The sequence below is a fragment of the Actinomycetospora sp. 2LY8.5 genome (assembly GCF_057180585.1).
This window is the reverse complement of sequence record NZ_JBXUHE010000010.1, coordinates 158319-171237: the sequence shown is the minus strand read 5'-3', so window position 1 is coordinate 171237 and position 12919 is coordinate 158319. Positions and strand designations below refer to the sequence as shown.

Below are 12919 nucleotides of genomic sequence, written 5' to 3'. Positions count from 1 at the left end.
CAGCCGAGGCGCCCCTCGGTCCTACTCGGTCCTGCTCGGTTCTCCGGCGACCGTGCTACAGGTCGCCCAGCTCGCGCAGCTCGTCGTCGGTGAACAGCCGCGAGCGGATGATGAAGCGGACGCCCTCGGGCGCCTCCACCGAGAACCCGCTGCCGCGGCCCTTCACCACGTCGACGGTGAGGTGCGTGTGCTTCCAGTACTCGAACTGCGAGGCGGACATGTAGAAGCCGATGGGCTTCTCCAGGCCCTCCACCGACAGGTCACCGAGGTGCACGTCCTGGCCCCCGATCTTGAAGTCCCCGTCCGGGTAGCACATCGGGGCACTGCCGTCGCAGCACCCGCCGGACTGGTGGAACATCAGGGGACCGTGGATGTCGGTGAGCGTGACCAGGAGCTCGGAGGCCTGCGGGGACAGGGCGACGCGACCCGTTCCCGACCCCGGCACCTCCGGCACCTGTTCGGTGACGTCGGTGCTCGTACTGATCTGGGTCATGGTGACCACCTCCTCCTGTGAGGGAACCCGCGGACCGATCAGAAGAATCCCAGGGCGTTGTCCGAGTAGCTCTGGAGGATGTTCTTGGTCTGCTGGTAGTGGTCCAGCATCATCTTGTGGTTCTCGCGGCCGATGCCGGACTGCTTGTACCCGCCGAAGGCCGCGTGGGCCGGGTAGGCGTGGTAGTTGTTCACCCAGACACGGCCGGCCTGGATCTCGCGGCCCGCGCGGTACGCCACGTTCGCGTCGCGCGACCACACGCCGGCACCGAGGCCGTAGAGCGTGTCGTTGGCGATCTTCATGGCGTCGGCGTAGTCGTTGAAGCGGGTCACCGACAGCACCGGGCCGAAGATCTCCTCCTGGAAGATCCGCATCGAGTTGTTGCCCTCGAACACGGTCGGCGTGACGTAGTAGCCGCCCGAGAGGTCGCCACCGAGGTCGGCGCGCTCGCCGCCGGTGAGGACCTTGGCGCCCTCCTGACGGCCGATGTCGATGTAGGACAGGATCTTCTCGAGCTGGTCGTTCGAGGCCTGCGCGCCCATCGTCGTGTCGGTGTCGAGCGGGTTGCCCAGCTTGACCTGCTCGGCCCGCTTGACACCCTGCGCCACGAACTCGTCGTAGATGCCGCCCTGGACGAGGGCACGCGACGGGCAGGTGCAGACCTCGCCCTGGTTGAGGGCGAACATCGCGAAGCCCTCGAGCGCCTTGTCGTAGAAGGCGTCCTGCTGCGAGGCGACGTCGTCGAAGAAGATGTTCGGGCTCTTGCCGCCGAGCTCGAGCGTGACCGGGATGAGGTTCTCCGAGGCGTACTGGGAGATCAGGCGCCCGGTCGTGGTCTCGCCGGTGAAGGCGATCTTGCGGATGCGCGGGGACGACGCGAGCGGCTTGCCCGCCTCGACGCCGAAGCCGTTGACGATGTTCAGCACGCCGGGCGGGAGCAGGTCGCCGATCACGTCGATGAGGACGTGGATCGAGGCCGGGGTCTGCTCGGCCGGCTTGAGGACGACCGCGTTGCCGGCGGCGATGGCCGGGGCCAGCTTCCACACCGCCATGAGGATCGGGAAGTTCCACGGGATGATCTGGCCGACCACGCCCAGCGGCTCGTGGAAGTGGTAGGCGACCGTGTCCTCGTCGATCTGCGAGAGGTGGCCCTCCTGCGCGCGGATCGCCCCCGCGAAGTAGCGCAGGTGGTCGACGGCGAGCGGGATGTCGGCGACGAGGGTCTCGCGGACCGCCTTGCCGTTCTCCCAGCTCTCGGCGACCGCGATCTTCTCGAGGTTGGCCTCGACCCGGTCCGCCATCTTGTTGAGGATGTTGGCGCGCTCGGTCGTGGAGGTCTTCCCCCACGCGGGCGCCGCGGCGTGGGCCGCATCCAGGGCCTTCTCGACGTCCTCGGCCGTGCCGCGGGCCACCTCGGTGAACGTCTGACCCGTCTGCGGGGTCGGGTTCTCGAAGTACTGACCCTTCACCGGCGCGACGTACTCGCCGCCGATGTAGTGGTCGTAGCGGGGCTTGAACGAGACGACGCTGTCCGCCGACCCCGGTGCCGCGTAGATGGCCATCGGTGTTTTCCCTCCACGTTGTGGGATTCTGCGCTGTGGGACTACGTGACCGCGGACACTAGGCATGGGAGGGTTGCACCGGCGTTGCAACGCATTTGCGGCGTTGCCCTTGCCACCGAGCCGCGCGCGAGGGTTTGATGAAGGGTTGCCTAACCCGGCAGGATGCAGGACCATTCTGAGGGAGGGGGCTTCCGCGTCCCCGGGCGAGGAGCATTCGGTGCCGGACGGCGCCGAACCGCCCGTCATGGTCCAGCGCAGGGGGCGCCGATGCCGGAGAGTCAGCCCGGCGCGCGCGGGACGACCCGCCTGAGGGTTCCCGGAACGCTGTCGACCCCGCTCGAGCCCTCCGACCCGCTCGAGCGCGCCCGGCTGCTCGAACGCATCCGCGACGCCGTGCTCTCCGGCTCAGCGAGCCCCGCCTCGCCCCGTGACGTGGTCTCCGCCTCGTGGCAGCGCTCGCTGGACGCCCACGTCGACCCCGAGCGCGGGCGCCCCCGCCACGTCTACGAGAGCGACGAGCTCCGCGACGTCCGCGGTGGACACCTGCTCGCCCCGGTGCTCCCGCTGCTGCGGCGCACGCTGCTCGACGTCGCCGACGACGCCGTGCACATGATGATCGTGACCGACGTGCGCGGGCACATCCTCTGGCGCGAGGGCAACACCGACGTGCTGCGTCGCGCCGACAACTTCGAGCTCGTCGAGGGCACGCGCTGGAGTGAGGACTCGGTCGGCACCAACGCGATGGGCACCGCGCTGGCGTCGGGCAACGCCGTACAGATCCACTCCGCCGAGCACCTCGTGAAGCTCTACCACTCGTGGACCTGCGCAGCGGCCCCGATCCACGACCCCGACACCGGCGAGGTCGTGGCGGCCATCGACCTCACCGGACCGCTGCAGACGTTCCACCCCAGCACGCTGGCCCTGGTCAAGGCGGCCGCGGAGCTCGCCGAGGTCCACCTCCAGGCGCGCCTGGTCGAACGCGACGAGCGCCTGCGCCACCGCAACCAGCCGCACCTCGAAGGCCTGCACGGCGCCCCCGGCGCGCTGCTCGCCCCGGGCGGGCGCGTCATCACCGCCCAGTCGGCCGACTGGCTGCCCGAGCGCCTGACGATCCCCGACGGCGGCGGGCGGGTCGATCTCGGCGAGCGCGGCGAGGGCGTCATCGAGCCGCTCGCCGAGGGCTGGCTGCTGCGCGTGGCCCCGCGATCCTCGTCCGGGCCGACGCTGTCGCTGCCCTTCCTCGGGGCCGAGCGCCCGGTCGCCCGCCTCGACGGGCGCCCGGTGCGCCTGAGCCTGCGGCACGCCGAGATGCTCGTCGTGCTGGCCCTGCACCCCGACGGGCTCACCGCCGACGGTCTCGCCCAGGCGCTCTACGGCGACGCCGGCAACCCCGTGACGGTGCGCTCCGAGGTGCACCGCCTGCGTCACGCGCTCGGTACCTCGATCATCAGCACCCAGCCCTATCGGCTGCGCGCCCGCGTCGACGCCGACTTCCTGGACGTCCGCACCGCCCTGCGCGACCGCCGCCTGCCCCCGCCCGCGGTGCTGCGTCGCGGCGCGCTGCTGCCGGCATCCGACGCCCCCGGGGTGCGCGAGGAGCGCGACCACCTCGAGGTGGCCGTCCGCAGCGCGGTGCTGCGCCGCGGCGACGTCGAGGCGCTCTGGGCGCTCGCGCACACCCACGTCGGCGGCGGCGACCCCGAGGTCGCCGAGCGCCTGCACCTGCTGCTGCCCGACGGCGACCCCCGCCGCGACGAGCTCGGCGCGCCCGCCTCCTGAGGGGCCCGTCGCTATCGCGAGCGACCAGGGTCAGGAGTGGCGCGGCGGGCCGAGCGCTCGTCGCGCCGCTCGCGCCAGCGCCGGTGCACCGTGCGCAGGCCCAGCAGCGTCAGGTCGGGGACGTGCTCGGTGACCGTCACGCACTCGTCGACGACCACCGGCGCGAGCCCGCCCGACGCGACGACCGCGACCGGGGCGCGACCCTCGGGGTCGCGGGCGGCGATCTCGCGGCTGACGCGGGCGACGAGGCCGTCGACCTGCGCGGCGGCCCCGAGGACGAGCCCGGCCTGCATGCTCTCGACCGTGTTGCGCCCGAGCACCGAGCGCGGCACGACGAGCTCGACCGGGCGCAGCGCCGCCGCGCGCACGGCCAGGGCCTCGGCGGACACCGCGACGCCCGCCGCGATCGCCCCGCCGAGGAACTCGCCGCGCGCCGACACCCCGTCCACCGTCGTCGACGTCCCGAAGGTGACGACGACGCAGGGCCCGCCACGGCGCTCGAACGCCGCGAGGACCTGGACGACGCGGTCGGCGCCGACCTCCTTGGGGTTGTCGACGAGCAGCGGGACGCCGGTGCGCACACCGGGCTCGACGAGCAGGTGATCGAGCCCGGCGAAGTGCCGGGTGACCATGCCGCGCAGCTCGCGCAGCAGCGCCGGCACCGTCGACAGCGCGGCCACGGACGTCACGTCGGCGACCCGTGTCCCGAGGACACCCCGCACGAGCAGCGCCATCTCGTCGCCGGTGGCCCGGGGCTCGGTGCGCAGGCGGGCGTCCCAGACCGCGGGCCCGTCGTCGGGGTAGAGAGCGAGCGCGGTCTGGGTGTTGCCGACGTCGATGCAGAGCAGCACAGGTGGGTCTCGGGGGGCCGCGTGCTCAGTGGTCGGTGGAGAGCAGCGCGTCGAGCCGGCGGGCGTCGGTGGTCTCCGAGCCGTCGCGACGCCGACGTCCCCCGGCCGGTTGCGGCTCGGCACCCGGACCGCCGCCGACCAGGGTCATCGCCGGGCCCGCGGCCGCCCCGTGGCGCCGCGCCGGGCGGGCCCCCTGGGCCTCCGCACCGGGACGCAGCAGCGACGTGGTCGGCGCGGCGTCGGGCACGTGGGTCGGGTCGGCGCCGCGGTCGAGGACCCGGTTGGCGTCGTCGACGAACACCACCCGCGGCTGGTAGGCGCGGGCCTCGGCGTCGTCCATCACCCCGTAGGAGATGAGGATGACGAGGTCGCCGGGCGAGACGAGGTGCGCGGCGGCCCCGTTGATCCCGATGACGCCGGAGCCGGCGGGACCGGTGATCACGTAGGTCTCGAGGCGCGCCCCGTTGGTGACGTCGACGATCGCGACCTGCTCGCCGGGCAGCAGGTCGGCGGCCCGCATGAGGTCCTCGTCGACGGTCACCGACCCCACGTAGTGCAGGTTCGCGTCGGTCACCGTCGCACGGTGGATCTTGGACTTCAGCATCGTGCGCTGCACGTCAGACTCTCCTCACGAGGGACACCGCGACGTTGTCGATCAGGCGGGTACGGCCGGCCCGGGCGGCGACCAGGAGCCGCGCCGGACCGATGTCAGGGGTGGGACCGAGGTCCTCGTCGCGCAGCTCGAGGTAGTCGACCCGCAGGCTCGGCTCGGTGGCCAGGACCTCGCGGGCGGCGTCGAGGACGGCCTGCGGGCCCTGCTCGCCGGCGTACTGGCCGGCCGACAGTGCCGCGGACAGGGCCACCGCGGCGTCCCGCTCGTCGGCGGACAGGTAGGCGTTGCGGCTCGAGAGCGCCATGCCGTCGGGCTCGCGGACGGTGGGGACGCCGACGATGTGGATGTCGATGTCGAGGTCGCGCGCCATGCGGCGGATCAGCGTGAGCTGCTGGTAGTCCTTCTCACCGAAGAACGCGACGTCGGCGACGGTGATCGCGAAGAGCTTGTTGACCACCGTGAGCACCCCGGCGAAGTGCCCGGGACGGACCGCACCCTCCAGCTCGCCGCCGAGGGGGCCGGGGTCGATGGAGGTCGCGCTCTGCCACCTCTCGTGGCCTCCCGGATACATGTCCTCGACCGACGGCGCGAAGACCAGCTCGACGCCCTCCTCGCGGCAGATCTCGAGGTCGGCCTCGAAGGCGCGCGGGTAGCGGTCGTAGTCCTCGTTCGGCCCGAACTGGCGCGGGTTCACGAAGATCGACACGACGGTGGTGGCGCCGGGGATCCCGCGGGCGCGGCGCATGAGCTCGCGGTGGCCCTCGTGCAGGGCGCCCATGGTGGGCACGAGCGTCACCCGGCGCCCGGCGGTGCGCAGGGCACGGGTGACGCGGCGCAGGCCGGCGGGATCGCGGTGCACGGTCAGCCCGTCGGCGCTGTACCGGGGCCGCGCGCGCCCGACCAGGTCGTTCGTGCGCAGGCTGGAGGGTCGGGTCACCGTCGGGGCCTCTCGAGGGCGGCCACCACGTCGTCGGCGACGGCCGGGTCGACCAGTCCGCCGGCGCGGGCACGCTCGGCGGTGCGCCGGGCCAGGGCCCGGTAGAGCGGAGCCGCGTCGGGGGCGCGGTCGTCGAGGTGGCGCAGGTGCGTCGCCACCGTGCCGGCGTCCCCGCGGACCACGGGTCCGGTGAGGGCCCGGTCGCCGTGGCGCAGCGCGTTGTCGAGGGCGGCGGACAGCAGCGGCGCGAGGACGCGCTCGGCGGGCTCGATGCCGGCGCCGGAGAGGATGTCGGCAGCCTCGCGCACGAGCGTGACCAGGTGGTTCGCGCCGTGGGCCAGCGCCGCGTGGTACAGCGGTCGCATCGCCTCGGGGATCCGGACCGGCTCGGCGCCCATCTCGACGACCAGGGCCTCGCCGACCAGCCACGCGGCGTCCGCGTCCTCGGAGACGGAGCCTGCGGAACTCGACCGTCGATCGGAGACGGAGCCTGCGGAACTCGACCATCGGCCGGCGCCGGGGCCCTCGGGACCGGTCACGCCGACGCAGGCGCCGGTCAGGCGGGTGACGTCCTCGGCGCGGCCGGTGACCGTCATCGCCGGGTGCAGCGCGATCGGCAGCACGGCGTGCTCGGCGGCGGGGGCCAGGACGCCGACGCCGGCCGCGCCGCAGGTGTGCACGACGATCTGCCCGGGGCGCAGGCAGTCCGACGCCGCGAGCCCGCGCACCAGGCCCGGGAGCACATCGTCGGGGACCGCGAGCAGGGCGAGGTCGGCGCGGCGCACGACCTCGTCGGGCGGGAGGATCTCGGCGCCGGGCAGCAGCTCCTCGGCGCGGGCGCGCGAGGCGCGGGAGACCGCGGAGGCGGCGACCACCGTGTGCCCGGCGTTCGCGAGCGCGGCGCCCAGCACGGCCCCGACCCGACCGGCGGACACGACGCCCACCGCGAGCCGGGATCCTTCGCGCGGGGTGGGTGACGGCCCTGTTCCGGCCTCTTCCCACCGCCCGGCGCCCTCGCCGTCGGTGCCCACGCGCCACCTCACTCGTTCGGCTCGTTCCCGTCCCGCTCCCGCGGGTACCGGACGATCACTGCTGCCACGGTAACCGTCCGGACGCCCCGCGGCGGGCGCGGTGAGCGGGTTCACGCCGACTCGGGGGCGCGTCTCGTACCAGCGATGTCTCGTACCAGCGATGTCTCGTACCAGCGATGTCTCGTACCAGCGATGCGGCATCGCTGGCGTGTGACGCCAGGATCGCCACATCCTCGCTCGCGCGACACGCCGAGGGGCGTCTACCCCAGCCCACCTCAGCCCACCTCAGCCCACCTCAGCCCATCGGTGGGCGGGGCGGCGCGCCCGGTTCGTAGGGCCCGGCCGGCCCCTGCGGAGCGCCGGGCCAGTTCGGCGGCGGCCCGCCGGGACCGGGCGCCGGGCCGCCGGTGGGCCCCTGGACGCCGGGCGCGTTCACCGCGGCGAGCCGGGTACGCACGACGTTGTCGAGCAGCTCGGCGTGCCAGTCCGAGCGCGGCGGTAGCGCGCCCCGCTCGGCCCGGGCCCGTAGGAAGGCGAGCTCGGTGACGGCGTGCTGGTAGTCCTCGACGGCCCGGGCGGCCTGCGCGCCGGCGCGGCGGTGCACCGCGGTGCGCCACCGGCGCCGGCCGGCGAGGCTCGAGAGCAGCGGCACCTCGCTCGGCGCGATCCACCCGGCGGCGGCGAACCCCGGCATCTGGCGGGCGAGGACGTCGGCCTCACGCCGTCGCTGCCACACGACCAGCCCGATCATGCCGGCGAACAGCGGCAGCATGATCAGCACGTAGACGCCGAAGAACCCGGCGCCGAGCTGCGTCGACGAGTTCCACAGGGCATGCAGGACGACCGCGAGCACGTAGCCGCCGAGCACCGCCAGCGTGCCCACCACCCGCGACCGCGCCTGCGACGCGATCCCGACACCGATCCCGATCATCGCCGTGAACAGGGGGTGCGCGAACGGTGAGAGGACCCCGCGCAGCACGAACGTCGCGAGCACGGCCGGGCCCACGCCGCCCTCGGCCTCGGCGAACGCGCGGCCGAAGTAGATGATGTTCTCGGTGAACGCGAACCCCGCGGCCGTGATCCCCGCGTAGACGACGCCGTCGACGATCCCGTCGAACTCGCGGCGCCGGACCAGCAGCAGGCCGACGACGAACGCGCCCTTGACGAACTCCTCGACCAGCGGCGCCGAGATCACCGCGCCGACGACGTCGCCCTCCCCCTGCCCGAGCAGCAGCTCCGCGGCGATGATCGCGCTGGAGTTGATGACGACGGCCACCAGCGCCGACAGGCCCGCGCCCCACAGGAACGCGCCCAGCAGCAGGCGTGGCGGCTCGGGCTCGAACCGGTCGATCCACAGGAACGTCGCGACGACCAGCGCCACCGGCAGCAGCGCGAGCACCACGCCGATGACGACGCCGACGGCCCCGATCTCGGTACTGGCGAGACCGACCGTCACGAGGGCGCAGATCCCGAGGAAGATCAGGCCGACGACCGGCCACACGAGCGTCCGGCGCTGCTGTGGCGCCAGGCGGACGGGAGGGGCGATCACTCTGCGGGAGGGTAACGACCCCCTCCGGGTCCTACCCGCCCCAGGGGTGTCCGAATCACGACGTGACCGTCACGAACGCGGAGTTCGGACGCATAGAGGCAGCGAACGCCACGTTCGTTGCCAACGGAGGCGCGCGTCAGGGGTCGCGGCGACGGCGTCCGACGGTGCCGCCGGAGGCCGCGTGCGCGGCGAGGAGCTCCGCGACGGTGCGGCCCGAGGTCGCCGAGTCGGCCGGCGCGCGCCGGGGGCGCTCGTCGGGCGGCGCCTCGGCCGGGCGGTCGTAGCCGGCGGAGCGGACGTACTGGTCGACGAAGGACCCGGAGGCGAGCACCGACGGGTCGGCCTGCGGGGCCTCGGGATGCGGCCGGGGCGTCGGGCGCCGCGGGTGGGGCTGGGACTGCGACGGGGCGACGCGCGCCGCGGGGGGCGCGGGCGCGCGGGGGGCCGGAGCGACCGGAGCCGCCGGCCGGCGCTGCGCCGGCGGCGGGACGTGGGGGAAGGCCGGCTGCGGGCCGGAGTCGCCGACGACCCGCAGGCGCGGGCCGGCCGCGCGGGCCGGCGTGCCCGGCGCCACCGGGAAGCCGACGCCCTGCAGCGTCACGGCGTCGGCACCGCTGCGCGCCCGCTCGAGCTCCTCGCGCAAGCACGCCGCGTCCTCGCGGGCCCGGACCGCGTCCCGCTCGGCCTCCTCGCGGGCGGCGACCTCGCGCGCCAGGCGGTCGTCGGCGTCGCGTTCGAGCACGGCGAGGCGCTCGTCGGCGTCCTCCTCGGCCGCGGCGAGCTCGTCGGCGGCCTCGCGGGCCTGCGCGGCGAGGTCGGCCTCGGTGCGGGCACGGCGGGCGAGCACGACGCCCGCGAGCACCGCCGCCCACAGCGCGGCCACCACGGCCAGGCGCAGCAGGCGGGCGTCGTCGGACAGGAGCGTCGCCACGCCGGCGAGAGCGGCGAGCACGGCCGCGGCGCTCAGCAGCGCGGCGCGTCGGCGGTCGGGGCCGGCGCTCGTGCGCTGCTCCCCGTCCGGGGTGCTCATCGCTGCAGGATACCGAGCCTTCACCGGCGCCCCGCCGCCCCCGGGAACCCGCCCCGCCGAGACCGCACCCGCGGTCACGACCGGCCCCGCGCGGAGTCGCGGGGGTCGTCGCCGCGCGGGTCGTCGGGGGTGCGCAGGCTGTGCTCCAGCCACAGGCCGGCACCGACGAGCACCGCCGACCCGATCACCCCGACCACCGCGCTCGCGGCGTCCGCGCCGGCGGCGTCGACGCGGTCGCGCAGCGGGATCACATAGGCCAGCAGCCCGAGCCACGCCCCACCGACGAGAGCCCCGGCCAGCGACGACGCCTTCGCCAGCGCGACCGCGCGCGCGGCGGCGAGCGCGTCGACCGGACGCGCGCCGGGCCGGCGGCGGATGCGGGCGCGCAGGACGGCCGCGAGCACGAGCTCGGCGACCCCGAGGACCAGCGGGGTCAGTCCCGCGAGCAGCGGCAGCGGCGGCAGCTCGCCGTACGCCGCCTGGACGAGCACGTTGACCCCCAGGGCGGCGGCGACGGCCGCCACGACCAGCAGCGACGGGCTCGTCCGGGTCCTCACGGTGTCGTTCTCCTCGGGCCGTCCTCCAGCGCGGTCTCGTCGCGGTGCACGCCGTCGCGCTCGTCGGGCGGGAGCGCGGCGAGCAGGTCCGCGACACGCCCCCGGCCGGCGATCTCGGCGTCCGGGTCGACGTCGAGCCACGGGACCAGCACGAACGCCCGCTCGTGGGCCCGCGGGTGCGGCAGCGTCAGCTCGGGGTCGTCGTCGGTGGCCCCGTCCACATCGAGGACGTCGACGTCGAGCGTGCGCGGCCCCCAGCGCACGTCGCGGGTGCGACCGGCTCGGGTCTCCGCGGCGCGGGCGCGGGTCAGCCAGTCGCGGGGCCGCGAGTCCGGGTCCTCGACGACGACCACGGCGTTGAGGAAGTCGTCCTGCTCGACCCCGCCCCAGGGTGCGGTCGCGTAGACCGGCGACACGGCGACCACCCGCGCCCCCGCAGCGCGCAGGGTGGCCAGGGCGCCGCGCAGGTTGGCGGCGCGGTCGCCGATGTTCGAGCCCAGCGAGAGGACGGCGCGGCTCATCGGGACGCCCGCTGCCGGCGCAGCACCACCGCGACGTCGTCGAACGGCACCGTGATCGGCGCCTGCGGCTTGTGCAGCGTGACCTCGACCGCCGTCACCCGCTCGTCGGCGAGCACCCGGTCGGCGACCTCGCCGGCCACCGCCTCGATCAGACGCCGTGGCGGGCCTGCCACGATCGCCGCGGCGCCCTCGGCCAGAGCGCCGTAGTCGACGGTGTCGACGAGGTCGTCGGAGGCCGCGGCGGCGGTGAGGTCGACCTCGAGCACCAGGTCGAGCACGAAGTCCTGGCCGTCACGGCGCTCGTGGGAGAACACGCCGTGGTGCCCGCGCACCCGCAGCCCGCGCAGTTCGATGCGGTCGCTTCCCGACGGTCCGGCTCCCCCGTCGGCGTGCTTCCCCGATCGCTCCGCGTCCATCACGGCTCGATCTCCGCCGGCGAGGTCCCCCACGACCAGGCCGCCGCCACCGCGACCGCGTCCAGTGACGGGCCGACCTCGTGCACGCGCACACCCCAGGCACCGTTCGCCGCGGCGAGCGCGGACACCGCCGCGGTGGCGATCTCGCGCCCGTCGGGCGGGCGAGGGGTGCCGTCGTCGGCGGCGAGCAGCGCCCCGAGGAACCGCTTGCGCGACGCCCCGATCAGCACCGGGAAGCCGAGACCCGTGAACACGGGCAGCTTGCGCAGCAACTGCCAGTTGTGGGCCGCGGTCTTGGCGAAGCCCAGCCCCGGGTCGAGGACCAGCAGCGACGGGTCGACGCCGGCGAGCACAGCCCGGTCGACCTGCTCGACCATCTCGGCGCGCACCTCGCCGACGACGTCCTCGTAGGAGGCGAGCGCGGTCATCCGGTTGCTCGGCCCGCGCCAGTGCATGATCACCCAGGGCATGCCGGTCTCGGCGACCGTCCGGGCCATGTGCGGGTCGGCGAGGCCCCCGGAGACGTCGTTGATCATCGCGGCGCCCGCCTCGACCGCCGCCGCCGCCACCGCCGCGCGGGTGGTGTCGACGCTGACCCGCACGCCGTCGGCGACCAGGTCACGGATCACCGGCACCACGCGCTGCGTCTCGGTCGCCGCATCCACGCGCTCCGCCCCGGGGCGGGTCGACTCCCCGCCGACGTCGACCAGGTCGGCGCCGCGGCGGTGCAGCTCGATGCCGTGGGCCACCGCGTGGTCGCGGTCGAGCCAGCGGCCGCCGTCGGAGAACGAGTCGGGCGTCACGTTGAGGACGCCCATCACGACGCACCGCCCCGGCTCCGGGAGGGCGTTCGCGCGGGCTGTCGGGTCGGGCGGACCGCCCACGTCAGCCGCTCCGGATGAGGTTGAGGGCCTCCGCCCGCGTGCTGGCCGAGGTCTTGAAGATCCCGCGCACGGCCGAGGTCGTGGTGCGGGCGCCGGGCTTGCGCACGCCTCGCGCGGACATGCACTGGTGCTCGGCGTCGATCACCACGAGCGCCCCGCGGGTGTCGAGCTTGGTGTCGAGCGCGTCGGCGACCTGGCTGGTCAGGCGTTCCTGGACCTGCGGGCGCCGCGCATAGAGGTCGACGAGCCGGGCGAGCTTGCTCAGGCCGGTGACGTGGCCCTGCGGCCCCGGGATGTAGGCGACGTGCGCGACCCCGTGGAACGGCAGCAGGTGGTGCTCGCACATCGAGAACATCGGGATGTCGCGGACGAGCACGAGCTCCTCGTGGTCCTCGGAGAACGTCCGCTCCAGCGCCTGCGCCGGGTCGGCCCGGAGCCCGGCGAAGAGCTCCTGGTACGAGCGCGTCACGCGCGCCGGCGTCTCCCGCAGGCCCTCGCGGTCCGGGTCCTCGCCGATGGCGATGAGCAGCTCGCGCACGGCGGCCTCGGCGCGTGCGGCGTCGAAGCCCGGCCACTCCGGGGCCAGCTCGGCCCCGACCGGTCCGCCGACGCCGTCGTCGGTGGGGCGCACCCGGGAGTCACCCAGATCGCCGTCCAGCTCCTGACTGGTGGTCACGTCTCCCTCGCGGTCTTCCT

General features: G+C 74.8%; 14 protein-coding genes. 1 reads left to right on the top strand and 13 read right to left on the bottom strand.

Annotation, left to right across the window (positions count from 1 at the left end):
• Window positions 1-55 precede the first annotated feature (55 nt).
• Window positions 56-493 carry a DUF779 domain-containing protein gene (locus tag AC2A1K_RS14835; protein WP_483897066.1) on the bottom strand — a complete coding sequence of 146 codons (438 nt, stop codon included), beginning with the start codon at window positions 491-493 and terminating at the stop codon, window positions 56-58.
• A gap of 38 nt (window positions 494-531) precedes the next feature.
• Window positions 532-2055 carry an acetaldehyde dehydrogenase ExaC gene (gene exaC / locus AC2A1K_RS14830; protein WP_483897065.1) on the bottom strand — a complete coding sequence of 508 codons (1524 nt, stop codon included), beginning with the start codon at window positions 2053-2055 and terminating at the stop codon, window positions 532-534.
• Window positions 2056-2322: 267 nt separating this feature from the next.
• Here exaC and AC2A1K_RS14825 point away from each other — a divergent pair, with 267 nt between their 5' ends.
• Entirely contained in the window at window positions 2323-3834 is a 1512-nt protein-coding gene (locus AC2A1K_RS14825; protein WP_483897064.1) for a GAF domain-containing protein, read from the top strand.
• 11 nt (window positions 3835-3845) lie between these two features.
• Here the strand turns inward: AC2A1K_RS14825 and AC2A1K_RS14820 are convergent, their stop codons facing one another.
• From AC2A1K_RS14820 to folE, 11 genes are all read right to left on the bottom strand, one after another.
• Window positions 3846-4685, bottom strand: coding sequence for a type III pantothenate kinase (locus tag AC2A1K_RS14820; protein WP_483897063.1), 840 nt, complete (start codon window positions 4683-4685; stop codon window positions 3846-3848).
• A gap of 25 nt (window positions 4686-4710) precedes the next feature.
• Entirely contained in the window at window positions 4711-5301 is a 591-nt protein-coding gene (gene panD, locus AC2A1K_RS14815) for an aspartate 1-decarboxylase (RefSeq protein WP_483897062.1), read from the bottom strand.
• A gap of 1 nt (window position 5302) precedes the next feature.
• Complete coding sequence (gene panC / locus AC2A1K_RS14810; RefSeq protein WP_483897080.1) at window positions 5303-6217, bottom strand: pantoate--beta-alanine ligase; 915 nt, start codon at window positions 6215-6217, stop codon at window positions 5303-5305.
• A gap of 14 nt (window positions 6218-6231) precedes the next feature.
• A complete protein-coding gene (locus AC2A1K_RS14805; protein WP_483897061.1) occupies window positions 6232-7179 on the bottom strand; it encodes a Rossmann-like and DUF2520 domain-containing protein in 948 nt (315 codons plus the stop codon).
• 382 nt (window positions 7180-7561) lie between these two features.
• On the bottom strand, window positions 7562-8815 hold the full coding sequence (locus tag AC2A1K_RS14800) for a PrsW family intramembrane metalloprotease (protein ID WP_483897060.1): 1254 nt from the start codon (window positions 8813-8815) through the stop codon (window positions 7562-7564).
• Window positions 8816-8951: 136 nt separating this feature from the next.
• Window positions 8952-9845: a DUF6779 domain-containing protein gene (locus AC2A1K_RS14795; RefSeq protein WP_483897059.1), complete on the bottom strand. Its 894-nt coding sequence runs from the start codon at window positions 9843-9845 to the stop codon at window positions 8952-8954.
• A gap of 74 nt (window positions 9846-9919) precedes the next feature.
• Window positions 9920-10402 carry a DUF3180 domain-containing protein gene (locus tag AC2A1K_RS14790; RefSeq protein ID WP_483897058.1) on the bottom strand — a complete coding sequence of 161 codons (483 nt, stop codon included), beginning with the start codon at window positions 10400-10402 and terminating at the stop codon, window positions 9920-9922.
• Entirely contained in the window at window positions 10399-10923 is a 525-nt protein-coding gene (gene folK, locus AC2A1K_RS14785) for a 2-amino-4-hydroxy-6-hydroxymethyldihydropteridine diphosphokinase (protein ID WP_483897057.1), read from the bottom strand. Before folK ends, AC2A1K_RS14790 begins: the two co-directional genes overlap by 4 nt.
• Window positions 10920-11339, bottom strand: a complete 420-nt coding sequence (folB, locus tag AC2A1K_RS14780) for a dihydroneopterin aldolase (RefSeq protein WP_483897056.1) — start codon at window positions 11337-11339, stop codon at window positions 10920-10922. Before folB ends, folK begins: the two co-directional genes overlap by 4 nt.
• Window positions 11339-12157, bottom strand: a complete 819-nt coding sequence (gene folP / locus AC2A1K_RS14775) for a dihydropteroate synthase (protein ID WP_483897079.1) — start codon at window positions 12155-12157, stop codon at window positions 11339-11341. The genes folB and folP overlap by 1 nt, the downstream gene beginning before the upstream one ends.
• A gap of 67 nt (window positions 12158-12224) precedes the next feature.
• The gene (folE, locus tag AC2A1K_RS14770) at window positions 12225-12809 is read right to left on the bottom strand and encodes a GTP cyclohydrolase I FolE (RefSeq protein WP_483897078.1); all 585 of its coding nucleotides are present in this window, start codon (window positions 12807-12809) and stop codon (window positions 12225-12227) included.
• Window positions 12810-12919: the final 110 nt, after the last annotated feature.

What these genes read in the sequence shown, in the direction of transcription:
- AC2A1K_RS14835 (WP_483897066.1), bottom strand. Translation starts at nt 493, where the DNA reads ATGACCCAGATCAGTACGAGCACCGACGTCACCGAACAGGTGCCGGAG.
- AC2A1K_RS14795 (WP_483897059.1), bottom strand. Translation starts at nt 9,845, where the DNA reads ATGAGCACCCCGGACGGGGAGCAGCGCACGAGCGCCGGCCCCGACCGC.
- AC2A1K_RS14825 (WP_483897064.1), top strand. Translation starts at nt 2,323, where the DNA reads ATGCCGGAGAGTCAGCCCGGCGCGCGCGGGACGACCCGCCTGAGGGTT.
- folB (WP_483897056.1), bottom strand. Translation starts at nt 11,339, where the DNA reads ATGGACGCGGAGCGATCGGGGAAGCACGCCGACGGGGGAGCCGGACCG.
- exaC (WP_483897065.1), bottom strand. Translation starts at nt 2,055, where the DNA reads ATGGCCATCTACGCGGCACCGGGGTCGGCGGACAGCGTCGTCTCGTTC.
- folP (WP_483897079.1), bottom strand. Translation starts at nt 12,157, where the DNA reads ATGGGCGTCCTCAACGTGACGCCCGACTCGTTCTCCGACGGCGGCCGC.
- folK (WP_483897057.1), bottom strand. Translation starts at nt 10,923, where the DNA reads ATGAGCCGCGCCGTCCTCTCGCTGGGCTCGAACATCGGCGACCGCGCC.